This window comes from Burkholderia sp. WSM2232 (assembly GCF_000472545.1).
Classification (GTDB): domain Bacteria; phylum Pseudomonadota; class Gammaproteobacteria; order Burkholderiales; family Burkholderiaceae; genus Paraburkholderia.
The window spans coordinates 94,009-118,925 of sequence record NZ_KI421432.1 but is presented as its reverse complement, the minus strand read 5'-3'; the positions used below and the strand labels follow the sequence as shown (position 1 = coordinate 118,925).

The following is a 24,917-nucleotide window of genomic DNA, read 5'->3' as shown; positions in this document are numbered from 1 at the left end:
GCCGCGTGCTATGACTAGCCCGCTTTTCCGACTGGAGCGAAACGGCGCTTGCTGCGCGCCGGCGTCAGACGACGGAAGCGCTCCTTTTTGTGCTCTTCTTCGAAGTAGCTGAGCGAAGGCTTGACGAGGTCGCTGCGCGAGACGATGCCGACAAGGCGCATGGTCTTCGCATCCGCGACAACGGGCAGCCGCTCGAGTCCGTGCACCGCCAGTCTTGTCGCGACAAGACGGCATGTTTCGGAGGGCAAAGCAAATGCCACAGAGCGCTCTTCGAAAAGCCTCGCCACGCTCAGGGCGGGCCGCAATTCGGGGTTCTCGTCGCGGAATTGCTCGAGCAATCTGCGATCGGCGACGCCAATCACCGCGCCGTCACGCACGACAGGGTACGCGCGGCGGCTCTGCTTTGCGCCGAAGAATTGCTCGAGCGCCGCACCGACTGTCATGTCGGCCTCGATAGAGTCCACCTCTGCGGTCATCACTTCATCCACATGGTGGCGCTCCAACGGATCGACGCCGTATTCGCGGTAGATGTGATAGCCGCGCCGGGCGATTTTTTCAGTCATGATCGAGCGGCGCATGGTCACCGTGGCAAAGCCGTGAGCGACCAGGGTCGCGGTGAGCAGCGGCAATAGCGCGTTGCTGTCGTGCGTGAGACCGAAGGCGAACACGATAGCGGTCAACGGCGCGCCGAGCGTGGCACCGAGGGTGGCGGCCATGCATACGAGCGGCCACAGCGCGGGCTCGTTGCCTGGCAGCCAGTGCGACAGCACGGTGCCGAGTCCCGCGCCGAGCATCAACAGTGGAGCAAGCACGCCGCCGGACGTGCCGGACCCCAGTGCCACGACCCACATGACGGCTTTCACCGCGAGCAGCACGATCGCAATTTGCAGCGCAATGTGTTGATGCAGCAGATCGCCGATTACGTCGTAACCCACGCCGAGTGCGCGTGGCTCTAGCCATCCGCCGATGCCGACCACGACGCCGCCGAGAGCGGGCCACCACATCCAGTGAATCGGCAGCTTGCCGAACAGATCTTCGGTCTTATAGAGGGATGCCGACAGTCCCGACGCAAGTGCACCCGACAAAAGCCCTGCAATCAGGCAGGAAAATAGCGACCAGACATCGGGCGCGGCTGTCTGGAGCGGAAACAACGGACCTGTGCCGAAGAAAGTCGCGCGGGCAAAGCCGGCCACTGCGCAGGCCACCGCCACCGGCAGAAAGCTGCGGGGCCGCCATTCGAACAGCAACAATTCGACCGCCAGCAGCACGGCCGCGAGCGGCGTGCCGAATACGGCGGTCATGCCCGCGGCGGCGCCTGCCACGAGCAGCGTCTTGCGTTCCGCCGACGTGACCTTGAAGCACTGCGCAATGAGGGAACCGAGCGCGCCGCCTGTCATGATGATCGGCCCCTCTGCGCCGAACGGGCCCCCGCTGCCGATCACGATGCCCGACGACAGCGGCTTGAGCACCGCGACTTTCGGCGACATCTTGCTCTTACCGAATAAAATCGCCTCGATGGCCTCTGGAATGCCGTGGCCGCGAATCTTTTCCGAGCCGAAGCGCGCCATCAATCCGACGATCAACCCGCCGACTATCGGCACGCCGATGACCCACACGCCCAGGTTGTTATGGGCGGGCGAATGTTCCGCGAACGAGAAGGAACCGAAGAAGAACAGGTTCGTGAAAAGATGAATCAGGTTCAGCAGTACGAACGCAGCAAGCGTACTGACCACGCCGATGCATGCCGCGAGCGCGAAGATGCCGGGCAATCGTGAGTTCGCGGAAAAGTCGCGCTTGTGGGAGTCCATGAGCATAGTTAGTCGAGGTCGATCTGAGGAACCTGGAATGCGCCTTTCAGCGATTTAAGCTCGGCGCGATGCAGCTCCGCGAGTCTAGCGAGCACGCGTTCGCCGGCTTTTTCAATGTGAACTTCAACCTGGCGACGGTCGGTTTCGCTGGTCTGGCGGCGTACCAGATTGAGCGCCTCGCAACGCGACACGAGTGCGACCACGCCATGATGCTGCGACTGGAGCCGCTCCGCCAGTTCGCCCACGGTGGCCCAGTCGCGCTCCGGATATCCCTTGATATGCAGAAGCAGCAGATACTGCAGCGGCGTGATTCCTTCGCTCTGTGCGGCCTGTTCGGAGAACCGCTCGAAGCGCCGCATCTGATAGCGGAACTCCGAGAGTTGCTCAAAATCGACTTTGCGCAGCCCGCGAGCCCGTTCTTTCATTGTTCGTCCGCCGCTTTGAAGAAACGAAAATTATATCACAAAATGATGTAAATTACCTGCTGCTCCCGCTGCGCGCCACTGTGCGCGGAGGGCCGCTTTCGTCTGTTCCTTTTGCGCGTGCACGGGTGGCGGCACAGAGCTCACGCGGCCCGCTGTGCCTTCACCACAGTCTGCCGATATAGCCCGGAGATCAGATCGACCTGCGTAATCATGCCGACTACATGTCCGGTTGCGTCCAGCACGGGAATATGGTGGTGGCCGTAGTTCGCGAACATCGGTACGAGGTCGGTGATCGGCGCGTTCGCTTTAACAGTGCGCACGTCGGTGGTCATCACGTTGCCTACGGTTGGCGCACGTAACGCGTCGCCGCGCAGCCAGCCGTCGATGTAAGTCATGAACGGCGTGAACTGGCCAAAGATTCTTTTGTCGACCAGGTCGGCGCGCGTCACGATCCCGAGCAAAGTGCGGTCCTCGTCGATCACCGGCAGCGCCTTGACCTTGTTGCGCTTGAGCAGCGCCCACGCCGAGACCGCGCGCGTCGTGGCCGAGACCGACACGACGTGCCGCGACATGATGTTCTCGCAGGTCAGCTCGTTGAAACTGCGCGAGAACGCCTGAAGCTGCGTTTCGCGCAGCAGGGATTCGAGGTCGTCAGGATCAATGTCGAGCATTTCGCTGCGGCGCTTGAGCACCGCTTCCAGATCGGCGCGAGTGAAGCCCGCACGCGCGTCGGCTTCGGCTGCACTGGCCGCCGAGCCGCGCGCCGTGCGAGCCGAGTGCGGATAGCGGTGACCGGTCGCCGCGTGATAGGCGATGGCGGCGGCCAGCAGCGCGGCCGACTGTATCGCGATCGGCTCCAGCACGAACCGGTAGCCGAGCGCATGAATCGCGGGGCCGCCTAACACGGCGGTCAACGCGACTGCTCCCGACGGCGGGTGCACGCAGCGAAGCGCGAACATGCCGCAAATGGCGAGCGCAACCGCCAGGGCGGCCGCAAGTGTTGGGTCGGCAATGACGTTTGCGCAGGTTACGCCGATGGTCGCCGAGACCAGATTCCCGCCGATGATCGACCAGGGTTGCGCGAGCGGACTTGCCGGTACCGCGAACAACAGCACCGCAGATGCGCCCATGGGTGCAACCAGCAGAGGAATGTTCGCGCCGGGCCCGAGCAGCAGATACATCGAGCCACCGGTGAACGCTATGCCGAGCAGCGCTCCAAGACATGAACGCGCGCGCTCCTGCCATTGCACGGTGACGGGGACGGGAATGAAGCTGGACAACCAGCGCAGGATCAGGGAGCGGGACAAGGTGCTGAAAAAGAGGGCGTGAGCGGACTGTGCGGGACAATGAAGATACCGGGGAAACCCCTGTGAACGCGAATACCGTCTGGTCATAATTATATTTCAATATGATATAAAAGCGCGGCTCGCCAGCGACAGCACCAGGCGCGGGATAAGCGCCTACCGCCAGGCGACCTATACTGGATGTATGGAGGAGATCCATCTTCCTGCCTGCATGCATTGCGCTCAATGCATGACCGCGCATACCAAAAGGAGAGCGACATGTCAGCTTTCAGGCGCATTCTTCTCTGTTATGACGGAACACGCGAAGGGCAGCATGCGCTCGCGGACGGTGCGCTTCTCGCGCAGCAACTCGCGGCACAAGTGCATGTGCTTTCCGTCGTCAATAGTTCAGCGTGGGTGCAGGGCGCGGATATGACGTCCGCCATCCCGGTGGATATGATCAACGACTCGGTCAAAAGCGTGCTCGACGAAGGACTGAAGAAGCTCGCCGCAAAAGGCGTACACGCGACTGGGCACTTCGCGATCGGCGATCCGCTGGATCAGATTCCGCACTTCGCGAGGGAGCTCAACGTCGATCTGATCGTGGTCGGGCATCACCGTGCCGGCAGGCTCGCGCGATGGTGGGCTGGCAGGACCGATGGCCTGTTGCTCGACAGAGTGAGTTGCAGCGTGCTCGTAACGATGGGTCCGGAAACCGGTGCGCCAATGGAAGCGGATAGAGGCAAAAGCGAAACTGCGAGTCCGGGCAAGACTGCACCGTGAACGGAGCAGTCATCGCCTGGGACGCCGGCGTGCTCCGAAAGAAGAGCCGTTTCAACTGACGTGCTGTCCGCCGTTCGCGTGTTCGACCTCGTTGACCCGGTCGATCGCAGCGTTGCGGGCATACATGTAGGTGCGGTTGTACGGATAGTCGCTGCGGGCCGCAAGCATGCGGTCCGCTGAACCATCGGCTGGCGACACGCCCTCCGCCGGACGCGCTGCGAGTATCTGGAACAGCGAAGTCCAGCCGTGCTCGAATCCCATTGCAGACCCGGCGAGATACAGCCGGTACGCGCGAATAATTTTTTCCGCGTCATTGCCCAGAATGCGGCGAGCTTCGTCGAGGCGCGCCTCCAGCGCATCCGCCCAATGCCATAGCGTGCGCGCGTAGTGCGGACGCAGGCATTCCGCGTCGACGGGCTCGAGATTGCCGCGCGTCATCGCATCCATCATCACGCTCACATGCACGAGTTGGCCGCCGGGGAAAATGTATCGGTCGATGAACTCGCCCATGCCGCCGCCCACTTCGCCGTTCTCGACGCCGCCGGCCGTAATGCTGTGATTCATCATGAGACCGCCGGGTCGCAGCAGCCGCCGCATTTTCGCGAAGTAAGCAGGAAGGTTCGGCCGGCCTACGTGTTCGCACATGCCTATCGAAGCGATCTTGTCGAAGGGCGCGGATTCGTCGACATCGCGATAGTCGTGGAGCAGCATTTTCACCCGCCCTTGCAGTCCCTTTTCGTCGATGAGCCGGTTGACGTACGCATGCTGGTTTCTCGACAGCGTGATGCCGGTCGCGTTCACACCGTAGTGTTCAGCAGCCCACAGCAACAACGCGCCCCAACCTGCGCCGATGTCCAGAAAGCGCTCGCCCGAGCGCAGCATCAGCTTCTTGCAGATGTGATCGAGCTTTGCCTGCTGAGCTTCGGCGAGCGACATGTCAGGTGAAGAAAAGTACGCGCACGAGTAGACGCGCAACGGGTCGAGCCATAGCGCGTAGAAATCGTCGGAGATGTCGTAGTGATGCTGGATTTGCGCAGCGTCCCTCGCGCGGCTGTGATGGGTGCGTTCCCAGATCGCGCGGCGCGTGCGGCTCACGCGGCCCAGTAGCCAGCCATGCGTTTCGTGAGTAGGATCGCCGCGCAGCAAGGCGGGTGCGGCCGCCATGAGATCGTGCAGATCGCCCTGAATTTCCAGCCGGCCTTCCACGTAGTCTTCCGCGAGCCGCCCGATTGCTCCCTGGCGCAAATGCAGCAGCGCCCGCATGTCGCGAATCTCGAACAGCAGGCGTGGTTCTCGTGCGCCAATGCGCTGACCGTCGGGTAGGGCGACAGAGCAGGGCACCGGCATGCCGGCAATCTGCTGCACCGCGGGCGAACGCAAAAGGCTCCAGAGCGTCATGGCGTCGATTCCTTCCAAAAACGGCCTTGTTCTGCCGAGCATCATTCGTGCCGAAGTAACCCATTTCACGACCACGGCAGCGTGCCGTGTATTTCAATCACTAGGCAGTGCAACGACATTTAGCTATCCGGACTTTTACGGACGCTCGCAAGGTACGATGCATATCAGATCATGCCTTGCCGCCAGACGCGCACTGAACTGCGCGTCCGGCCCGGTCGCACGGCAACCGGAACAGGTTCTTTAGTGAGCATTTCCCCAATTGCAAAGCTTTCATTGCAGTGACACGATGCTTACACATGCCGAACGCCAACGGGGACGTTCCGGCGCTTTTCATCAGACGTCGATACATCATGCAGCGCAGGAGCCTTGTAATCGCGGCATTGGGCATGGCCGGCATCGCTGGTATGCCGGGCTCGCCGCGCGCCATGCCGACCACCGGCTTCGACATCGTGCTTCCGCGCGTGCGTACCGGCGGCGAGGCACACGCGGCGTTCGCCCTCGCGGTGCTTAACCTGGCGATGAAAACGGCCAACGTCCCTTACACGATTCGTCAGGCGGATGTCGCGATGGAGCGCGGTCGCGCCCTCGCCGAACTGGCCGGAGGCAACTCGATCAACCTTATGTGGACCAGCATGGACAGCCGCGCGGAAAGCGGCCTGAACGTCGTGCGTATTCCAGTGAACCGCGGTTTGATTGGATACCGCGTGTTCGTCATAAGGAAGGACCGGCAGCCCGAATTCGACCGCGTCGGCAATCTCGCCGACCTGCGGCGTCTGACAGCTGGCCAGGGGCTTGGCTGGGTCGACACGGACATTCTGCTCGACGCCGGCTTGAGAGTGGAAACGTCCAGTACCGACACGCTTTACGCCATGACACGCGCCGGGAGGGTAGATTATTACCCCCGGGGGTTGATCGAGGCATTTCCTGAAATGGAAGCACGCGGCCAGAACGACCACGAATTGACAGTGGAAAAACGTTTGCTGTTGAAATACCGCTCGGATTTCATCTTTTATGTTGCCCGGCGCGAGCCTGCATTGGCGTCGACCATCGAGCGCGGGTTCACGGCGGCCTATAGAAACGGCTCATATTTGCGGCTTTTCAATTCGCATCCGGTCATTCAGAACGCGCTGACGCAAGCCAGGTTACGCGAGCGCAGAGTGATCGAAGTGGATAACCGCTATCTGTCCGCAGCCGACCGCGAGATTGCGCAAGAGTACTGGATGCAATGGCCGGTTGGGGCGGCGCAAAGCCGTTAGGCGTCGCCAGCTTGCGAAGGGGTCAGGATTTCCTTACGCTGAAATCGGGATACCCCTGGTGGATTCTGCGCGCTGCCTGACTGTCGCGCGACGGCCTTCGTTCTATGATTGGGGCGTCAAAATGGGCCAACCGGATGAGCAGAAATGATTCAGTATCTGTCGCAGCGCGAAAACGAGGTGGAGCATATCAATTCGATCTGCTTCCGGCTGTTCGATATCTGGTGCGAACGGCGCTGCGTCACGCCGCTGGGGTATCTGATGCATTGCTGGCCGCTGGTCGACAGCGGACCGAAGGCTATCCGGCGGGTCGGCGAAACGCTGCGGGAGTTGCGCAAGTCGCATCACGCGGAACTGGACAGCGACGCCGCGGCCATGCTTCGGGAACTCTCCGATTGCGTGGACGAGCTGCTGCTGCGCGTCGTCCACGAACCGGCAGCGGTGAGGGGCATCCGCTTGTCGTCGTGAATTGCCTTCTGCAGGTGCGACACGCAAGCTGGCAACGCTCTCGCATGGCGTCATAACCGGGCATTGGCCGTTTCTCGAACGCGCGTGCCGAAAAAACGCAGTCGCATGCCAAACGCGTGCATTACGAACTGACATCACCATGCTCGCGGGGGCAATATGGCTGTCAACCTCAAGGGAGAGTGGCGGTATCCGCTCAGGCGGTTGCGGCACAGTGTCGTGCTCCGGCTTCTTGCCATCACCATTCTGTTTAGTTGCGTGCTCACCTTGTTGTTGACCGCGCTGCAGATAGAGCGAGACTATAGCGCGGGCATCGCGCTAATCGAGAACCGTCTCGCGGACATCGACAAAAGCTACCGCGACAGCCTCGGCGAGGCCCTATGGCGGCTCGACGACGCGCAACTGCGGCTGGAACTCGGCGGCATTGTGCGCCTGGCGGATGTCAGCACGGCTCAGGTGCGACAGTCCGGCAGCGGCGCGGCCCCATTTCTGGTGTCTGCGGGCCAGTGGGCAAGCGGCCCTGCCATAGCGCGTGAATACCCGCTCGTGCATCGCGTGCTGGACAGAGAGGAACGCATCGGCACGCTGTATGTGCAGGCAACGTTGACCGATCTGTACGACGATCTGACCCACACCGCACTACTCATTCTCGTCACTCAGGCCGCCAACATCTTTCTGGTTTCGCTGTTTGTCTTCTACATCCTGACGCGGCTCGTCACGCGTCATCTGGCGGTGCTCGCGCAAACTGCCGAAGACTACGATTTCCGCGAGCCGGCCGAGCCCTTGAAGCTGAACCGGCGCGCGCCGCGCGAACCCGACGAACTCGAGCGCGTGGTCACCGCGTTCAATTCGATGGGCGCACGGCTGCATCGTGCGTATCTCGACGAGCGCGAGGCGGCGGCGGAACGCGAAGCACGCCGCTCGGCGGAGGCGGCAAACCGCGCAAAAGGCGAGTTCCTCGCCAACATGAGCCACGAATTGCGCACGCCCCTGAACGCGATTCTCGGTTATGCGCAGATCTTGCGGCGCGACGCCAGCCTGAGCGCGCATCAGCGCGAAGGCGTTGGCGTCATTCAACGCAGCGGCGAACATCTACTCGCACTGATTGGCGACGCACTGGATTTCGCCCGAATAGAAGCGGGCCGTTTGCGCATCGAGATGGACGACGTGCCGCTCGCCGGCACGCTCGACGCGATCCGCGAGATCATCGAAGTGAAGGTGGCGCAAAAGCACGTCGATTTTGTCTGGCGTGTTGCTCCCGATGTACCCGACGCCGTGCGCGCGGACGAGCGGCGCTTGCGTCAGGTGCTGCTCAATCTGCTTGCGAACGCATTCAACTTTACGGATCAGGGGGGCGTCAGTCTGCTGATCGAGATGAGCGCGACGGGCAAGGTCTGTTTTGAAGTGCGAGATACCGGCATCGGCATGGACGCGGGTCAATTCGAGACCATTTTCGAGCCGTTCGAACAGATCGTGCATACGGAACGCGGCACGAGCGGCACAGGGCTCGGCCTCACTATCAGTCAGCAGTTTCTTCGCGCCATGGGCAGCGAAATTCATTTGCAGAGCCAGCCGGGCCGCGGCAGTGTATTCTGGTTCGAACTGGAGGCTGCGGCGGGCGCGCCGCCTGCCGCGCGCGCTGCAGTCGCCGAGCCACGCATGACGACCGGTTACGAGGGAGCGCGCCGCAAGGTGCTGGTAATCGACGACGTCGCGATGAACCGCGCGGTAATGGTCGATTTTCTCGGCCGCCTCGGCTTTGAGATCGTCGAGGCGACAGGTGGCCGGCAGGGGCTGGCCAGGACCTTGAGCGAGCGCCCGGCGCTGATCGTGACCGACATCGTGATGGCGGATATGGACGGACTCGAAACGACCCGCAGATTGCGGCAGATTCCCGGCTTTGCGCAGGTGCCGGTGATTGCGACCTCCGCGAGTCCCTCGGGTGCCGACGAACAGCGCAGTCTGCAGGCGGGCGCCAATGCGTTTCTCCCCAAGCCGATCGACTTCGACAAACTGCTCGCGCAGATTGCGCGTTTGCTCGATCTCGAATGGACCTACGCGCATGCAGAAGAGGTGCAACGCGCGCCCGAGGTGTCGAACGAAGCGCTTGCGGCCGTGCCCCACAGGGAACTGCAGCAATTGCACCTGCTCGCCCGTCTTGGCGACATGCAGGAAATCGCGCTGTGGGCGCAGCGCGTCGCGAAGCACGACCCGCATTATCAGGCGTTCACCACGCGCATTCTTTCGCTCGCCAAAGGCTATCAGTCAAAGGCGCTGCTGCATCTGGTCGAGGAGCAACTCGAAGGCAGGACGGTCCGATGAACGAGATGTCCCTGCCCGACGACGAATCGCCCACCGTATTGATCGCGGACGACAACCCTGCGAATCTCGCTGTCGTCGTGGAAAGCCTGGTCGCGCGCGGCTTCCGGGTGCTGGTCGCGCTCGACGGTCCCGAGGCGATCCAGCGCGCGCAATTCTCGCAGCCCGATCTGATTCTGCTCGACGTGCGAATGCCCGGCATCGATGGTTTCGAAACCTGCCGGCGCCTGAAATCCGATGAGCGCACGCGCAATATCGCAGTAATTTTCATGACTTCGCTCACCGGCAGCGAGGACATGGTCGAAGGCTTCTCGGCGGGCGGTGTCGATTATCTGACCAAACCCGTGCATGTCGACGAAATGATGGCCCGCATCAGCACCCATCTCGCGCTAAGAGGCATGCACCAGAAGCTGATGGCGCAGAACCGCCAGTTGCAGGAAGAGGTACTGGTGCGTAAGCGGGCCGAGGCCGCGTTGTCGCGGGTACGCGATGGGCTCGAGGCAAGCGTCGCGCAGCGCACCGACGAACTTGCGCGGGCCAATGCCACACTGCAGTCGCAAATCGAGGAACGCAGACGCGCGCAAGCGCAGCTCCTTGCGAGCGAGTTCCGCTTTCGCACCATCGTGGAGACGAGCCCGGTGCCGCTTTGCATCACGTCGATGCCCGAAGGGGACATTCTGTACACGAACAAGCCGCTGCGCGAACTGTTCGGCGTCGACTACGTGACCACGCATGTGGCCAATATCGGCGAGCTGTATGCGGACCCCGCGGATCGCGACCGGCTTGTCGAGCAGTTGCGCCACGAAGGCAGTTTTCGCAACACCGAGGTGAAATTCAGGCGCCCCGACGGCACCGTGTTCTGGGCCATGGCAACCGCGCGTGTCGCAACGTACGACGACGCGCCGGCCATCTTCGTCGGGCTGAACGACATTACCGAGCCCAAGCGGATCGAGCAGGAACTGGTGGAGTCGCGCGAGCAATTGCGTGAATTGTCCGCGTATATGGAGGCCATTCGCGAGGAAGAGAGAAAGCGCATCGCGATGGAAATTCATGACGAATTGGGCCAGCTTCTCACCGCATTGAAGATGGATGTCTCGCTGCTGAAGATGCGTCTTCCGGGCGATCAGGAGGTGGCCAGGCGGGCTGACGATATGCGCGAGCTGGTCGAAAAAACGATATGGATGGTGCGCAATGTCGCGAGCCATTTGCGGCCTGCTGCGCTCAACTACGGTATCGTGTCCGCGCTCGAATGGCTTGTCGACGATTTCGGACGGCGCAGCGGGCTGGCCTGCCAGTTCCGGCTGAACGGCGGCGAACCGGTGCTTTCGGATGCGCACGCAACCGCGATGTTCCGCATCGTGCAGGCTTCGCTCACCAACGTCGCGCGCCACGCCCGCGCGACGCGCGCGGACGTGACGCTGACGAGCACGCCGACGGCACTCGATCTGCACGTCAGCGACGACGGCTGCGGTTTCGATCAGGAGGCCGCGCGCAGGGACTATTCATACGGGCTGCTCGGCATGAGCGAGCGGGCGCGTCTGATCGGCGGCACATTGCTGATCGACAGCGCTCCGGGTACGGGCACCTCGGTATCGATCCATATACCGCTTCACAACGGGTTTCAGACATGATCAACCTTTTGATTGCCGACGATCACCCGCTGGTGCGCGGAGGTCTCAAGCAGATCATCGAGACCACGCCCGATATCGTGGTGGCGGGGGAAGCAGCGCAAGGCTCGGAAGTCATCGAGAAACTGCGCACCTGTCAGGTGGATCTGCTGCTGCTCGACATGACAATGCCGGGCATTAGCGGCGTGGACCTGATCCGGCGCGTGCGCGCCGAGCGTCCGTCGTTGCCGTTGCTCGTGCTGAGCATCCATAACGAGGCACAGGTCGTCTCGCGCGCGCTGCGTGCGGGCGCAACGGGCTATGTCACGAAAGACAGCAACCCGGACGTACTGCTCGCGGCAATTCGCAGGCTGGCGGAGGGCGGCCGCTTCATCGACCCTAAACTGGTCGAAGGAATCGTATTCGAAACCTATTCGGGCGACGCGCCGCCGCACGAAATTCTTTCGGACCGCGAGTTCCAGGTGCTGCAAATGCTTGCGCTCGGCAAGAGCCTGAATGAAATCGCAGACGCGTTTGCGCTCAGCGCGAAAACCATTAGCACGCACAAGATGCGGCTCATGCAGAAGCTCGGGCTTGCCAATAATGCGGACCTGATCCGCTACGCGATCCGGCACGGTCTGGTGGCCGAATAGGCAATACTGACGCGTCAGGAAAACCTGAATCGCAAAGCAGGCAATCCTGAACCCACATTCCGCCGCTGCCGATGGAAGCATTGCCACCGCGCTCCTACGATGCATGATGGGAACCGGCGGAGGAGCCATGGCGGCGTCAGAGCGATCATTGCGCGAACTCATCGAGAAATGGCTTGACGCGACGGGCGCAGCGTCCACACGCATTCAGTTGCAGGCACCTGCGCGTCGAGGCATGGGGCGCTGCGTCTGTGTCGAGGCACGGCGCGAGACAGGTGCGCTCACGCTATTTTTCTTTCGACACGGCGACGGCTTCTGGCACGTGTTTCCCCCTGACGAGCGGCCTGCCATGAGGGCAACCACGATGGCCGCCTGGGCCACAAGCTGTGTGACGGAGGCAGGATCATGACCCAGCAGGAATGGGGTTGGGTATCGCCGGAAGTGCTGGCGCTGCGTATGTGGATGAGTGTGTGGTACGACCATGCCGTCGTGTCCGGTTTCATTCGCGCGCCATTCGAATTGAATGACGCCGATGCCGAACGGCTCGAAGGTTATTTCAGTCTTGGGCTCACGCCCGAGGAAGGCGCTGTCGTATTTTTTTCCAAATCACACTAATTCGGTCTTCAAAGCGTTCTCTCTCCCAGCGGTTTGGTTTAGCATCGGTGCCACTTTCATATGAAGAACTTGAGACATGGCACTCATCGCTCGCAACCTGCTCGGCATTGCCGTATTGCTGCTGATCGCCTTTATCTTTTCCACTAACCGGCGCGCCATTCGCTTACGGACTGTAAGCAGCGCATTGCTCGCGCAAATCTGTATCGGCGCCTTCATTCTGTTCGTGCCGCTTGGCAAGACGATTCTTGCGGCCGCGGCGGCCGGCGTGAACAACGTGCTTGGCTATGGAAATGCCGGCATTGAATTCCTGTTCGGCGGACTCGTGCAGGCGAAGATGTTCGAGGTATTCGGCAACGGGGGCTTCGTGTTCGCGGTGCGCGTGCTGCCGGCCATCATCTTCGTTACCGCGCTGATTTCCGTGCTGTACTACCTCGGCGTCATGCGCTGGATCGTGATCGTGCTCGGCACGGTTTTCCAGAAGCTGCTCGGCGTGTCGAAGCTCGAATCGTTTTCCGCCGTCACCACCATCTTTCTCGGGCAAAGCGAAATGCCCGCAGTGGTCAAACCGTTTACACGCGACATGACGGGCGCCGAACTCTTCGCGGTGATGTCGAGCGGCATGGCCGCGGTCGCGGGCTCGGTGCTGGCAGGTTATGCGGGACTGGGCGTGCGGATCGAATATCTGCTGGCGGCGTCGTTCATGGCGGTGCCCGGTGGACTGCTGTTCGCCAAGATCATTCATCCGTCGACGGAAGCAAGCCGCGTCCATCTCGACAATCTCAGCTTCGACGAGAAGCGTCCCGCGAACGTGATCGAAGCCGCGAGTTCGGGCGCCACGGTGGGGCTCAAGATCGCGGTGATGGTGGGCGCCATGCTGATCGCGTTCGTCGGGCTCATTGCGTTGCTCAACGGACTGGTGGGCGGAATAGGCGGGTGGTTCGGCCGCCCGGATCTGTCCATGCAATCTATTTTGGGCGTGGTGTTTGCACCGCTCGCCTGGCTGATCGGCGTGCCGTGGAGCGAAGCGGCGATTGCCGGCAACTTTCTCGGTCAGAAGATCATTCTCAACGAGTTCGTTGCGTATGCATCGTTGTCGCCGTATCTGAAGGATGCCGCGAGCGTGAGCGCGGCGGGCCTGCACGCGCTCGATCCGCGCACCCTTGCTATCCTGTCGTTTGCGTTATGCGGCTTTGCGAACTTTGCGTCGATTGCCGTGCTGACCGGCGGCTTTAGCGCCGTCGCGCCGCAACGCCGCGCGGAAGTTGCGCGTTACGGCTTGCGTGTGGTGCTCGCGGCAACGCTCTCCAACCTGATGAGCGCGACTATCGCGGGCATGTTCATTACGCTCAATTGAGTCGAGGATATCTGTATGGACATGGAACAACTGCTGCAGCGCGCCGGCGCTGCACGAGAAAAGGCCTATGCGCCGTATTCGAAATTCAAGGTGGGCGCCGCTTTGCTCACTAAAGACGGACAGGTGTTCGACGGTTGCAACGTCGAAAACGCGTCGTACGGTTTGTGCAATTGCGCTGAACGTACCGCGTTTTTCAGCGCAATCGCAGCGGGCTACCAGCGCGATCAGTTTGCCGCCCTGGCAGTGATCGGCGATACGGAAGGGCCGATTGCGCCATGCGGCGCGTGCCGCCAGGTGATCATCGAACTGGGCGGCCCAGAGCTGCCGATTCGCCTTGGCAACCTGCACGGCGCGGTGCGCGACACGACCGCGCGCGAACAACTGCCGGACGCCTTCTATCTATGACCACGCACAAGGTGATTTACGACACCGACCCGGGTGTCGACGATGCAATGGCGCTCGTATTCCAGGCGCTGCATCCGGATATCGAACTTCTCGGGCTGACAACCGTGTTCGGCAACGCGACAATCGAAACGACCACGCATAACGCGCGTTTTCTGGCGGGCCGTTTCGCGCCCGGCGTGCCGGTCGCGCAGGGTGCCGGCGCGCCGCTCAAACGCGCGGCGCCGCAGCCGCTTTCATGGATTCACGGCGACAACGGCCTTGGCAACATGGTGCTGGACGACTCACCCGCCGCCCCGCTGGATTCGCGGCCCGCACACCGATTCATTATCGACACCGTGCGCGCGCATCCTGGCGAGGTCACATTGCTGGCAGTCGGCCCGCTCACCAATCTCGCCCTCGCGCTCGCCGACGATCCGCAAATTGCGCCACTGGTGAAGCAGGTGGTGATCATGGGCGGCGCGTTCGGCACCGACGGCGTATCCGGCAACGTTACGCCCGCAGCCGAGGCGAACATTCTGGGCGACCCGGACGCCGCGGACATCGTATTCGGTGCGCGTTGGCCGGTAACAATCGTCGGGCTGGACGTCACGCAGCGCACTGTGATGAGCCAGGACTATCTCGCGTCGATCCGCGATCGCGGCGGTGCGGCGGGCCGCTTCGTGTGGGACGTGTCGAGGCATTACGAGGCATTCCACCAGGAAAGCGCGCAACTGAAGGGCATTTACGTGCACGACTCGTCGGCAGTGGCGTATGTGCTGGCGCCGCATCTATACACCACGCGCAGCGGTCCTGTGCGGGTGTTGACCGAGGGCATCGCAGTCGGCCAGACCATCCAGAAGCCCTCCACCATGCCGGTGCCCGCGCCCGCCTGGGACGAGCGGCCTCCATGCAAGGTATGTGTAGGCGTCGACGTTCCCGGCATGCTCGCGCTTTACGAAGCAACGCTTTGCGCGAAGCCGTGACTGCCAGGGCGATGAGGTAACGCAGGACGCAGGGCGCAGGCACGCGAGCGCCGCGCATCGTGAAGCAGGCGGCGTCACGGGGCGCGCCAGGACTCCGCCTGCGTGCCTGTCCGATGTAGTGCGCCAATCTTTGCTACATTGCTTCGAGGGACCACATTCATTCGAGAGGCCAAAGATGCGGATTCTGGTTGTAGGCGCAGGCGCCGTGGGCGGTTACTTCGGCGGACGGCTCGCAGCGGCGGGACAGGACGTGACTTTTCTCGTGCGCGCGGGGCGGGCGGAAAAGCTTCAGCGTGACGGCCTGGTGATCAGGAGCCCGCGCGGCGACCTCACGCTGCGCGACGTCAAGACTATCCTGGCCGGCGTGAGCGCCGAACCGTTCGACGTCGTGCTGCTGAGCTGCAAGGCATACAGTCTCGACGACGCAATCGATTCGTTTGCACCGCTCGTCGGCGAATCGACACTGATTTTGCCGATGCTCAATGGCATGCGTCATATCGACGTGCTCACGCAGAAGTTCGGCGAAACGCGCGTGCTCGGCGGCCAATGCGTGATAGCCGCGACGCTCAACGCCGACCAGCAGATCGTGCATCTGAACGACATGCACGCGGTAACGTTCGGCGAACTGGCGGGCGGCGTTTCCGAACGCGTGCAGGCGATCGCCGACGCAATGGCCGATGCCAATTTCGACGTGGCCGTCAGCGAAAACATCCTGCTGCGCATGTGGGAAAAGTGGGTGTTCCTTGCCACGCTCGCGGCAAGCACGTGCCTGATGCGCGGCTCCATAGGCGACATTCTTGCCGCGCCGGACGGCAGGCGCGTGATCGAAACCCTGTTGCGCGAAGCGCGCGCGGTTGCGCAAGACAGCGGCTTCGTGATGGCCCCGGATTTCGATGTGCGCGCCACGCAAACGCTGTTCACGCCGTCGCCGCTCACGGCCTCCATGTTGCGCGACGTTGAAAACCATTCGCACACCGAGGCGGATCATATTCTCGGCGACCTGATTTCGCGCGGCGGCGAGGCGCAAAAAACAGAGCAAAGTTTGTCGCTACTGCGTATCGCCTATAGCCATCTGAAGACTTACGAAGCGAGGCAAACGCGCACGTCCTGAAGCAACGGGCGATAAGTTCTGAGTCGTCGCTCCATGAGCGGAGGTGAACATGCCGGCTCCAATCGGATCAGTGCCTGCGCTCAGCGCTGCGTCGGCCACTATCTTTTCGATCGGTATCGCGTTTCTCGGCTATTGGGGAATGTATGAGCCGACGAGCTGGCGCGCAGCGGATGTGGTCGTGTTCATTCTTGCGCTGGTCGGCTTCGGTTGTCTGGGGCTGGTGCCGTGGGTGGCTACGACGCCAGTCGAGCCGGAAACCAGCGACGCGAGAATACGCGTGGCGCGGCATCTGTTTCTCGCGGGCGTGGCGGCGATCTGGCTTGCAGTGGCGGTGTCGGTTGCCTTTTGAGCAGGCGGTTGCCGGAAAAACGCGCGTCTCGTTGCAACAGCAAGGCGCGCGTTTTTATTCAGGTCGGAACTGCGCGTTCAACGTTCGATTTGCCGGTTCCAGCGCGTATCCCACTGCGCGCGATGCGCGTTGATCGTATCCCAGTCGACCACCGTGACTTTGCGCACGAGGTCTTCCAGATTGCCGAGGCTTTGCTGCATGGCCGGCGTCATCTTCGCGAGGCGGTTGGTCGGAATCTGCTTGCCTGCTTCGGCAGCTTTGGTCTGCGCCGGCGCGGACAGCAGGAACTGTGCAAGCTTTTGCGCAAGCTGCGGGTCAGGGCTGTTGTTCACCACGCACAGGTCGACCAGCAGCAGCACCGGACCTTCCTTCGGATTGACATAGCCGACCGGAATGCCCTTGTCGGACAGATCGCCGACGGCGGTCGGCGTCAACGGAAAGAGACCCGCTTCGCCGGTCTGCACCATTTCCGAAATCTTCGCCGAGTTCGGCACGTATTCGACCACGTTCGGCCCCACCGTGCTCGCCCATTTCGTGAAGCCAGGTTCGACGTTCTGCTCGCTGCCGCCCATCAAACGGTTGATGGCGAGAAAGCCGTGCAGACCGAACGTGCTGCTAGACGCGGACTGGAACACCACCTTGCCCTTGTACTTGGGATCGGCGAAATCCATCCATGAAGTGGGCGGCGCCCAGCCTTTTTCGGCAAACAGCTTCTTGTTGTACGCAATGCCCGTCATGCCGAGCTGCACGCCGGCGCCCATGTCGTCTTTCATGCGCGCGAACGGATAGAGCTCCTTGAGCACCGGCGAGTCGTCGAGCTTCTTGCATACGCCCATGCTGACTGCGCGCGCCATCACGCCGTCGTCGAGAAAGACCACGTGAATCTGCGGGTTCGCCTTGTTTGCGAGCAGCTTCGCGAGAATGTCCGACGACGTGCCCGGCACCACAACCACTTTCACGTTGTTCGCCTTCTCGAACTCGGGCAGCACCTGGCTCGTATAGGCCTTCTCCATTGGGCCGCCATTCATGCCGATATAGATCGTTTTTGTCTGCGACCAGGCCGGTGCGGCGGCACCGAAGGCACACAATGCGGCGAGTGCCGCGATCGTCCTGAACAATTTCATTGTTGATCTCCTGCTTTGATGAATGTGGGTTTTCAGGCGTGGTTCGAAGCGATAGACGAAGCAGCAAGCTGCCCGAAGCGGCCAATCGAAAAAGCGTCGAGAGGCGTGGCCGTGGCGCCGTCGATGACGAGATCGGCGAGTACTTCGCCGACACCGGGCGCGAGCAGAAAGCCCCCGCCCGAAAAACCGAATGCATGCAAAAGACGCGGCACCGCGCGGCTCGAACCGATAATCGGGTTGTTGTCGGGCGTCTCGCCCTCCACGCCGCTCCATGTGCGGATCAGCAATGCCTCGCGCAACGGCGGCAGCAACGCGCACGCGTCGCGCATCACGGCGCGCGTGGTTTCCGTCGACGGCCGGCCGTATTCGCCGTCGCCACTGCCGCGTCCGCCGCCGATGACACAGTTGCCGCGCGCCACTTGCCGCGCGTAGATGCCGCCGCCATACACGCCAAGGTTGTGCGTGATGAAAAGCGGCAGCGGTTCAGTGACCCACATGTTCGGGTAGATCGGCTTCATCGGCGCGCGTTCACCGAAGTAGCCCGCCACCGTGTTAGCCCATGCGCCGGCGCAATTAATGAGCCAGTCGGCGCTAATGTCCGTGTCGCCCGCGCGCATGTGAAAGCGCCTGCCGTCGTGACGAATGTCGGCCAGTTCGGTTTGCTCGCGCACGTCTGCGCCCGCCGCACGCGCGGCGCGCGCGAATGCCGGCGACACCAGCCGCGGATTCGCGTGACCGTCGCTCGCGCACAGCGAGCCGCCGATAGCCGCTGTACCGAGCCACGGATAGCGCCGGCGAAACGATTCGCCGCTCAGCAATTGCGCATGCAGTCCGTATTCGCGCGCCATCTCGGCCCATTGCTCGAGCGCGTCCAGATCGCTTTCGCTGCGCGCAAGGCGTAAATGCCCGGACACGGTGAACTCGCCGTCTATGCCGATCAACTCCGGCAAGCGACTCCAGATGCGCCGCGCACGCATGGCGAGCGGCATCTGCTCGACCGGGCGGCCCTGGCAGCGCACGCCGCCGTAATTCACGCCGCTCGCCTGCGCGCCGCAAAAACGCCGCTCGAACAGGCCGACGCGCAAGCCGCGCCTGGCAAGCGCAAGTGCCGCCGATGAACCGACGAGCCCGCCGCCCGCGATCGCCACGTCGTAATGCACGGCGTCACTCATCGCGCGCCTCCTCGGGAACTTCAGCGACGTCGTCCGCATACAGCGCAGGCGAGAGCGGAATCGGCTTGACCGGCGGCTGGCTGCGCAAGCGGCCCACCGCTTCAAGAGGACGGCCGGTTTCGTGCGCGAGGAGTCGCAGCGCCGCTTCGCCGCACATGCGGCCCTGACAGCGTCCCATGCCGACGCGGGTGAGCGCCTTTAGGCGGTTGATCTCGTTGGCTTCGCCGTCGCGGATGCAGCGCCGCAGGGTGCCCGCGTCGATTTCTTCGCAGCGGCACACGGTCATGTCGTCGGGCCATTGCGCGGCGCAGTTCGCGGGCGGCGCGAACGCTGATTCGATGCCCGCGCGAAACACGGCGATACGTTGCAGCTCGCGTTGGAGCGATGCCGCTGCGGGCATGCCGGGCCCGCGCGGATGGCGAATGCCGAGGTCGTCGAGCAAGGCGAGGGCGGCGCGTCGTCCGGCGACTTCGGCGGCGTCCGCGCCTGCGATGCCGGCGCCGTCTCCGGCCAGATAGATGCCGCGCACGGAACTGCGGCCGCCTGAATCCAGTTCGGGCAGCCAGCAGCGGTTGAGCGAGTCGAAGCGGAAACGGCAGCCTGCCAGATCGGCAAGCTGTGTTTCAGGCTTCAGTCCAAAACCAATCCCGACTGCATCGCATCTGATTGTTTCGGATGACGAACTATCGTCGGACGGACGCCACGCGATACTCTCGACGTTTTGCTCTCCTTGAACGCCCACCAGCGTGACGCCGCGCTCGATGCGTATGCCATGCGCCTTCAGCCAGCCGACGTAATAAAGCCCTTTTGCGAACGTCGACGGAATGCGTGCTAGCCTGGGCGCGGCCGCGACCTGCCGGAAGAAAGGGCTCGTGTCGAGCACAGCGGCCACGCTCGCGCCGGCTTTCGCATACTGATAGGCGACCAGGTAGAGCAGCGGCCCCGTGCCCGCGAGCACGACCTGCCGGCCGATTGCACAGCCTTGTGCTTTTAACGCAACCTGCGCGGCGCCGAGCGTATAGACGCCTGGCAAAGTCCAGCCGGGCAGCGGCAGCACGCGGTCGGTTGCGCCGCTCGCAATGAGCAGATGCGAGAAGGGCACGCTGGTTTCACGTCCCGCCGCAAGCGTGTCGAGCCGCCCGGCTTCGCAGGCCCACGCGAGCGTGTCCGGGCGATAGTCGAGGTGCGGCAGCAGCGCGGCCATCGTGGTATGCAATGCGTCTGCCTTGCGCGCCTCGAAACCGTACAGTGCTTTTTTGGAGCGCTCGAAGCCGCCGTTGGCGGGCGGCTGCCGATAAATCTGGCCACCCCAGCGAGCGTTTTCGTCGATCACGATTGGGCGCACGCCTGCCGCGACCAGTGTTTCGGCGGCGCGCACGCCGGCCGGTCCTGCGCCGACAATCACTACCTGGCGTGCGTCGCTCATTGCGCGTCTCCGCTCGCGGCGAGTTCCGCGCTCGCGGATTGAAGCGGCGCAATACGGCTGCGGGTGAGCACGCGCATGCCCTCGGTGACGAGCGTCGAACAGGCTCGCACGCGCTTGCCGTCTTCGGTGCGCATCCAGCAGTCCTGGCACGCGCCGATCAGACAGAAGCCGGCACGCGGCGCGCCGCTGAATTCGCTGTCGCGCACGCGGCGTTGATGCATCAATACGGCGGTCAGCAAGGTGTCGCCTTGCAACGCGCAGACTTCATGGCCGTCGACAAAAAAGCGCAGCGGGTCGCGCCGCGTTTCGGCAACGCGCACGAACTGCGCTTCGCACGCAGGCTGTGAAGCTTGCGACGACGGCAAGTTGGACGGCATGAGAGCGTGGACAGAAGAAGGCATTAGTGCTGGCCAATCAGAATGCGGTTCAGGCCGTACACGCGGTCGAGCAGCAGCATCGCACCCGCGGTAATGAAGATCACCAGCGCGGAAACGGAGGCCATCATCGGGTCGATGGACTCGGTTGCGTACATGTACATGCGTACCGGCAAGGTCACCGTTTGCGGCGAGGTAACGAAGATCGACATCGTCAGTTCGTCGAAGCTGTTAATGAACGCGAGCAGCCAGCCGCCGGTAATGCCGGGCAGGATCATCGGCAGCGTGATGCGGCGAAAGGTGGTCCACGGATCTGCGCCGAGCGAATGCGCCGCATGCTCGACGCTGCGATCCAGCCCGCTGACCGAAGCCAGCACGAGCCGCATGACGAACGGCGTGATGATGATCATGTGCGCGACGATCAACCACGTGAACGAACCAGTCGCGCCGATCATTGCAAAGAAGCGCAGCAACGCAATGCCGAGCACGAGGCCGGGAATGACGAGGGGCGAGAGCAGCAGGCCGTTCAGAAAAGCGCGGCCCGGAAAGCGCGCGCGGCCAATGGCGAGTGCGGCGGGCAGCGCGACGAGGAGCGAGAGCGTGGCGGAGGCAAACGCAAGCTTCAAACTGTTGACGAATGCCGCAATGAAATCGGGGTAATTGAGGATCGCGCGAAACCAGCGCAGCGATACGCCGTGTGTCGGCAGCGTGAGCGTTTCGTCGGGCGTGAACGCAACCAGCACGACGATGACGAGCGGCGCCAGCACGAACGCAATGACGAGCGAGTGGAAGACCAGCGCAATAGGACCGTTCTTTCTCATGATGTTTTTTCGCGCTTGAACCGTTGTATCAACCTAGGCTTCTGGCGTATCTGCGCTCCAGAACCCGGTAGTAAGTGAGCATCACGATCAGGTTCGCGACCAGCAACAGCAGCGCGATGGTTGCGCCGAGCGGCCAGTTCAGCGAGCCGAGGAATTCGTCGTAGACAGCGGTCGCGGCAACTTTCAGGCGGCGTCCGCCGAGCAGACCCGGAATCGCAAAGGCGCTTGCCGACAGGCCGAACACCATCAGGCTGCCGGACAGAATGCCCGGCGTGAGTTGCGGCAATACGATGCGGCGCAGCGTCGTGGCGGGGGAAGCCATTAGCGAAAGCGCTGCGTTTTCCGTTTGCGGATCGAGCTTCTGCAACGCGGTCCACACGGGAATCACCATGAACGGCAGCATCACGTGCACGAGTGCGATGACAATCGCGAAGGTGGTGTACTCGAGCTTGTACGGCCCGAGGCCGAACAGCGCGAATGCCTGATTCACAAGCCCGTTACTGTTGAGCAGCATGCTCCAGCCGAACGCGCGCACCACCACGGAAACGAGGAGCGGCGCGAGAATCACCAGCAGAAACATCGAGCGATACGGGTCGCGCATGCGCGAGAGCACATAAGCCTCGGGCGTGCCGATCACCACGCACAGCAGCGTAACCAGAAACGCAATGCCGAACGTGCGCAAAAAGATGGTGTGGAAATACGCTGAGCCGAGTACTTCCGCATAGTTGCCGAACTGGAACGCGGCGAGCGGACCGCTCGCCGGATCGAAGCGATAGAAGCTCAGCACCAGTGTCATCAGGAGCGGCACGAGCACGAGTGCGACAAACAGCAAAAACGCAGGAAGGCACATCAGCCAGAGCGGCACGAACGCGCGCCACGGCGCGCGCCGTGCGCCCTCTGTTTCGGTCTTGCCGTTTTCGGTTGCGGGCAGCGTGCTATCCATGATGCGCGTCACGTTGAATGAAGCGGATGGCCTCGCTGCTCCAGTCCACGCCGACGGCCGCGCCTTCGGGCAGCGGCTCGTTGCCTTCGTTCTGGCAACAGACGAGCACTTCGCCAAGGCGGCTGTCGAGCCGATAAAGCCACTGGCTGCCGAGGAAGAAGCGGCTCGTTACCGTGGCAGGCACGCGTCCCGCGTCAGGCGCGCACAGGCGCAGTTTTTCGGGGCGGATGCACAGCGTCACCGCGTCGCCTACGCCGAGCATGCGTTCGCGGGTGGGCAATTGCGCGGTGCGGCCCGTTTCGCACAGATCGTGTCCAAGGTCGACGCGGATCGCCTCGCCGTCGCGCGCGATCACCTTGCCGGGCAGCATGTTCGCCTTGCCGATGAACTGCGACACGAAGCGATTCTCCGGCCGCTCGTAGGCTTCGTAGGGCGTATCGATCTGCGTAATGCGGCCGGCCTCCATCACGACCACGCGGTCGCTAATCGAGAGCGCTTCTGACTGGTCGTGCGTGACCATGATGGTGGTCGTGCCGATCTTGCGTTGAATGCCGCGCAGCTCGAACTGCATGTCCTCGCGCAGCTTCGCGTCGAGATTGGACATCGGTTCGTCGAGCAACAGCACGGGCGGTGCGATTACGATGGCACGCGCAATCGCAACGCGCTGCCGTTGACCGCCCGACAGTTCGCGCGGAAAGCGATGCGCCAGCTGATCCAGCCGCACGAGCGACAGCGCTTCGCGCACGCGCTCCTTGCGCTCCGCTTTGTCGACGTTGCGCATTTCGAGCCCAAAGCCCACGTTGTCCGCCACGCTCATATGCGGGAACAGTGCGTAGCTCTGGAACACCACGCCGAGACCGCGCCGGTTCGGCTTCATATGCGTGATGTCGCTGCCGTCCAGCGCGATGCGTCCGCGGGTCGTTTCGAGGAAGCCGGCGATCATCTGCAACGTGGTGGTCTTGCCGCAACCAGACGGCCCGAGCAGCGAGACGAACTCGCCCTTTTCCACCGACAGGTTGACGTCCGCCACAGCCTGAAGCTCGCCGAACGATTTGGCTACGTCTGTAAGTGTGAGGAACGACATGGTGTGGCCTCTGGATACCTCGATGGAGCCGACTCTAGCTAGCCAAATTAACAAGCGTCAATGATGAATTCCGTTTGCCGGTATAACTTTGCTAAAAATTCCGAACAATGGAATACCAATGCGGGAAGCTGGCGCAAGCGTTCCGTTGCATGGCCTCCGGAGAATCCCTATGTTATTGACCACCAGTGCCGCCTAGGCCGAAACTCGGGCATCATTCCCGTTCCGGACGATATTCCTGCATTTGTTCCGGTGAGTGAAATAAATGTGAGCCCAAACAATGAATGCTGCCGCCAAACGAGATACCGACAGCCACAGCGTCGAAGCCGGTGTAGCGCCCGGCACCGGCATGCTGGAGCGCGCGTTTGCCGTGATCCGCGCGCTCTCCGAAGCGCAGCCCGAAGGAAGCCGCGTCACGCGGCTCGCCAAAGCAGTGGGACTCACGCAGGGCACGGTGCACCGCATCCTGCATGCGTTGATCGGGGAGGGCATTGTCGAACAGGACGAGAGTTCCAAGCTCTACCGGCTCAGCGTGAATTTCTTTGCGCTGGCAGCGCAAGCGGGCAACCCAAGCGGCATGCGCACGCTGTGCCGTCCCGCGTTGCTGAGGCTATGCGCGAGTCTGGGCGATACCATCTTTCTGCTCGTGAAAAGCAGTTTCGACGCAGTGTGCCTCGACATCTGCGAAGGACCGTTTCCCATTCGCTCGTTCACCGGCGACATTGGTGGACGCGTCGCCCTGGGTGTCGGACAAGGCAGTCTCGCGATTCTCGCGTTCCTGCCCGAGGCTGAGCGCGAGGAGATCATTCGCTTTAACGTGCCGCGTATTCGCGGCTATGGCGTGCTCGACGAAGTGTATTTGCGCACGGAGATCGAACGCGTGCGGCAGTTGGGTTACGCCGGCCGCAATAGCGGTGTGCTCGACGGCATGGCGGGCGTGGCCGTGCCGATTCTCGACCGCACCGGGGTAGCGGTGGCCGCATTGAGCGTGGGCACGCTGGCCGCGCGTTTGAGCGACGACCGCCTGCCGATGGTGGTGGAGTTGCTGCGCCGTCAGGCAGAGGCAATCGGCCCGCAAACCAATCCGTTCGACGTGGCGTTGCGCCGGCCGATGCATGGCCTCTCGCGCGCCATGACCAGCGTGCGGATTGCGGGCGCCGAACAGGAGTAGAGCCCGGTCGCCGCGGCC

At 62.6% G+C, this 24,917-nt stretch carries 24 protein-coding genes; 13 read left to right on the top strand and 11 right to left on the bottom strand.

Annotated features, from left to right (window positions below; all coding sequences use genetic code 11):
* Positions 1–14: 14 nt before the first annotated feature.
* The 3 genes from F757_RS0130340 to F757_RS0130330 form a co-directional block, all read right to left on the bottom strand.
* Positions 15–1,814: a chloride channel protein gene (locus tag F757_RS0130340; RefSeq protein ID WP_027214614.1), complete on the bottom strand. Its 1,800-nt coding sequence runs from the start codon at positions 1,812–1,814 to the stop codon at positions 15–17.
* Between the two features lie 2 nt (positions 1,815–1,816).
* Positions 1,817–2,233 carry a MarR family winged helix-turn-helix transcriptional regulator gene (locus F757_RS0130335; RefSeq protein ID WP_027214613.1) on the bottom strand — a complete coding sequence of 139 codons (417 nt, stop codon included), beginning with the start codon at positions 2,231–2,233 and terminating at the stop codon, positions 1,817–1,819.
* A 140-nt stretch (positions 2,234–2,373) separates the two neighbouring features.
* On the bottom strand, positions 2,374–3,540 hold the full coding sequence (locus tag F757_RS0130330; protein ID WP_027214612.1) for an HPP family protein: 1,167 nt from the start codon (positions 3,538–3,540) through the stop codon (positions 2,374–2,376).
* A 255-nt stretch (positions 3,541–3,795) separates the two neighbouring features.
* Between F757_RS0130330 and F757_RS0130325 the strand changes: the two genes are divergently transcribed.
* Positions 3,796–4,299: a universal stress protein gene (locus F757_RS0130325; RefSeq protein WP_027214611.1), complete on the top strand. Its 504-nt coding sequence runs from the start codon at positions 3,796–3,798 to the stop codon at positions 4,297–4,299.
* A gap of 51 nt (positions 4,300–4,350) precedes the next feature.
* On the opposite strand, the gene F757_RS0130320 is transcribed toward F757_RS0130325, so the two are convergent.
* Positions 4,351–5,697: a class I SAM-dependent methyltransferase gene (locus tag F757_RS0130320; RefSeq protein ID WP_027214610.1), complete on the bottom strand. Its 1,347-nt coding sequence runs from the start codon at positions 5,695–5,697 to the stop codon at positions 4,351–4,353.
* A gap of 350 nt (positions 5,698–6,047) precedes the next feature.
* Between F757_RS0130320 and F757_RS0130315 the strand changes: the two genes are divergently transcribed.
* The 11 genes from F757_RS0130315 to F757_RS0130260 all read left to right on the top strand — a co-directional run bounded on the left by F757_RS0130315 (position 6,048) and on the right by F757_RS0130260 (position 16,787).
* Positions 6,048–6,953 carry a hypothetical protein gene (locus tag F757_RS0130315; RefSeq protein ID WP_027214609.1) on the top strand — a complete coding sequence of 302 codons (906 nt, stop codon included), beginning with the start codon at positions 6,048–6,050 and terminating at the stop codon, positions 6,951–6,953.
* A gap of 144 nt (positions 6,954–7,097) precedes the next feature.
* Positions 7,098–7,418, top strand: coding sequence for a hypothetical protein (locus tag F757_RS0130310; protein ID WP_027214608.1), 321 nt, complete (start codon positions 7,098–7,100; stop codon positions 7,416–7,418).
* 156 nt (positions 7,419–7,574) lie between these two features.
* Complete coding sequence (locus tag F757_RS0130305) at positions 7,575–9,737, top strand: hybrid sensor histidine kinase/response regulator (RefSeq protein ID WP_027214607.1); 2,163 nt, start codon at positions 7,575–7,577, stop codon at positions 9,735–9,737.
* The gene (locus F757_RS0130300) at positions 9,734–11,365 is read left to right on the top strand and encodes a hybrid sensor histidine kinase/response regulator (RefSeq protein ID WP_027214606.1); all 1,632 of its coding nucleotides are present in this window, start codon (positions 9,734–9,736) and stop codon (positions 11,363–11,365) included. The genes F757_RS0130305 and F757_RS0130300 overlap by 4 nt, the downstream gene beginning before the upstream one ends.
* A complete protein-coding gene (locus tag F757_RS0130295) occupies positions 11,362–11,994 on the top strand; it encodes a response regulator (protein ID WP_027214605.1) in 633 nt (210 codons plus the stop codon). The genes F757_RS0130300 and F757_RS0130295 overlap by 4 nt, the downstream gene beginning before the upstream one ends.
* Before the next feature lie 402 nt (positions 11,995–12,396).
* On the top strand, positions 12,397–12,606 hold the full coding sequence (locus F757_RS0130285; protein WP_027214604.1) for a hypothetical protein: 210 nt from the start codon (positions 12,397–12,399) through the stop codon (positions 12,604–12,606).
* A gap of 76 nt (positions 12,607–12,682) precedes the next feature.
* A complete protein-coding gene (locus tag F757_RS0130280) occupies positions 12,683–13,960 on the top strand; it encodes a NupC/NupG family nucleoside CNT transporter (protein ID WP_027214603.1) in 1,278 nt (425 codons plus the stop codon).
* 15 nt (positions 13,961–13,975) lie between these two features.
* Entirely contained in the window at positions 13,976–14,365 is a 390-nt protein-coding gene (locus F757_RS0130275) for a cytidine deaminase (RefSeq protein ID WP_027214602.1), read from the top strand.
* Positions 14,362–15,327, top strand: a complete 966-nt coding sequence (locus tag F757_RS0130270; RefSeq protein ID WP_027214601.1) for a nucleoside hydrolase — start codon at positions 14,362–14,364, stop codon at positions 15,325–15,327. The genes F757_RS0130275 and F757_RS0130270 overlap by 4 nt, the downstream gene beginning before the upstream one ends.
* Before the next feature lie 175 nt (positions 15,328–15,502).
* Positions 15,503–16,438 (top strand): 2-dehydropantoate 2-reductase, encoded by a 936-nt coding sequence (panE, locus tag F757_RS0130265; protein ID WP_027214600.1) that lies wholly within the window; start codon positions 15,503–15,505, stop codon positions 16,436–16,438.
* 49 nt (positions 16,439–16,487) lie between these two features.
* Positions 16,488–16,787, top strand: coding sequence for a hypothetical protein (locus tag F757_RS0130260; protein ID WP_027214599.1), 300 nt, complete (start codon positions 16,488–16,490; stop codon positions 16,785–16,787).
* A gap of 77 nt (positions 16,788–16,864) precedes the next feature.
* Here the strand turns inward: F757_RS0130260 and F757_RS0130255 are convergent, their stop codons facing one another.
* The 7 genes from F757_RS0130255 to F757_RS0130225 are packed head-to-tail and all read right to left on the bottom strand — an operon-like array spanning position 16,865 to position 23,731.
* Complete coding sequence (locus tag F757_RS0130255; protein ID WP_027214598.1) at positions 16,865–17,911, bottom strand: ABC transporter substrate-binding protein; 1,047 nt, start codon at positions 17,909–17,911, stop codon at positions 16,865–16,867.
* 32 nt (positions 17,912–17,943) lie between these two features.
* Positions 17,944–19,083: an NAD(P)/FAD-dependent oxidoreductase gene (locus F757_RS0130250; RefSeq protein WP_027214597.1), complete on the bottom strand. Its 1,140-nt coding sequence runs from the start codon at positions 19,081–19,083 to the stop codon at positions 17,944–17,946.
* Positions 19,076–20,509, bottom strand: a complete 1,434-nt coding sequence (locus F757_RS0130245) for an FAD/NAD(P)-dependent oxidoreductase (protein ID WP_027214596.1) — start codon at positions 20,507–20,509, stop codon at positions 19,076–19,078. Before F757_RS0130245 ends, F757_RS0130250 begins: the two co-directional genes overlap by 8 nt.
* Complete coding sequence (locus F757_RS0130240; RefSeq protein ID WP_027214595.1) at positions 20,506–20,886, bottom strand: (2Fe-2S)-binding protein; 381 nt, start codon at positions 20,884–20,886, stop codon at positions 20,506–20,508. The genes F757_RS0130245 and F757_RS0130240 overlap by 4 nt, the downstream gene beginning before the upstream one ends.
* Positions 20,887–20,909: 23 nt before the next feature.
* Positions 20,910–21,704 (bottom strand): ABC transporter permease, encoded by a 795-nt coding sequence (locus F757_RS0130235; protein ID WP_027214594.1) that lies wholly within the window; start codon positions 21,702–21,704, stop codon positions 20,910–20,912.
* A gap of 28 nt (positions 21,705–21,732) precedes the next feature.
* On the bottom strand, positions 21,733–22,647 hold the full coding sequence (locus F757_RS0130230; protein WP_027214593.1) for an ABC transporter permease: 915 nt from the start codon (positions 22,645–22,647) through the stop codon (positions 21,733–21,735).
* Positions 22,640–23,731: an ABC transporter ATP-binding protein gene (locus F757_RS0130225; protein WP_027214592.1), complete on the bottom strand. Its 1,092-nt coding sequence runs from the start codon at positions 23,729–23,731 to the stop codon at positions 22,640–22,642. The genes F757_RS0130230 and F757_RS0130225 overlap by 8 nt, the downstream gene beginning before the upstream one ends.
* A gap of 277 nt (positions 23,732–24,008) precedes the next feature.
* Between F757_RS0130225 and F757_RS0130220 the strand changes: the two genes are divergently transcribed.
* A complete protein-coding gene (locus tag F757_RS0130220; RefSeq protein WP_027214591.1) occupies positions 24,009–24,899 on the top strand; it encodes an IclR family transcriptional regulator in 891 nt (296 codons plus the stop codon).
* Positions 24,900–24,917: the final 18 nt, after the last annotated feature.